The organism is Ruegeria sp. AD11(2025), assembly GCF_056542405.1.
On record NZ_JBQFZU010000147.1, the window covers coordinates 1 to 622 of the forward strand.

Annotated in this window: 1 protein-coding gene; it reads left to right on the forward strand. The window is 53.2% G+C overall.

Features of this window, described 5'->3' with window-relative positions; translation table 11 throughout:
* Nucleotides 1–323: 323 nt before the first annotated feature.
* On the forward strand, nucleotides 324–622 hold a 299-nt coding region (locus ACR1XY_RS24795), incomplete at its 3' end, for an IS66 family transposase (protein ID WP_480597528.1).

The following is a 622-nucleotide window of genomic DNA, read 5'->3' on the forward strand; positions in this document are numbered from 1 at the left end:
CGAAGAAAGATCACTGGTGCGACTGTGTGAGCTATTACTACCCAACCCGACACCAATATACGCTGTTCACACCTACGACACGTTAGTTCCCCGCTCCGTGAAAGAGGTGATTGAAGCCGTTCGAACAGCTTTAAGCGAGTGTAAGTTTTAAAGGCTAGTGTCAAAGATCTTTCGCACATTTGGTTTTCACGCGACATCGGCTCCTTGGGTTTGGTCCGCGAATAGTGGGTTCATGTACTTTCGGGTGGACCATTGCGTGCCTGTAATGTGGTGATCAGCCCCACCTGAGTGGTCCAACTTGATTGTTAGTGCATGATCGGCCTTTGGTCCATCTGAACGATGGATTCCGGAGCCGGTGGTTTGCCGATGAAGGCATCGGACAAATACGGGAACTCTACCGCATCGAAAAGGAAATCAGGGGCAACGCCCCCGAAATCCGAGCGGCAGCGCGGCAGGAACGTTCAAAACCGATCATCGATCAGATGGAAAATTGGCTTCGGGAACAGCGCGCTCGTGTCTCCGCCAAGTCACCCATCGGTGAGGCCCTGAGCTACATTGCCAAACACTGGGATGGTCTGACCGTATTCCTGGGCGACGGGCGCGTGGAACTGGATTCCAACAG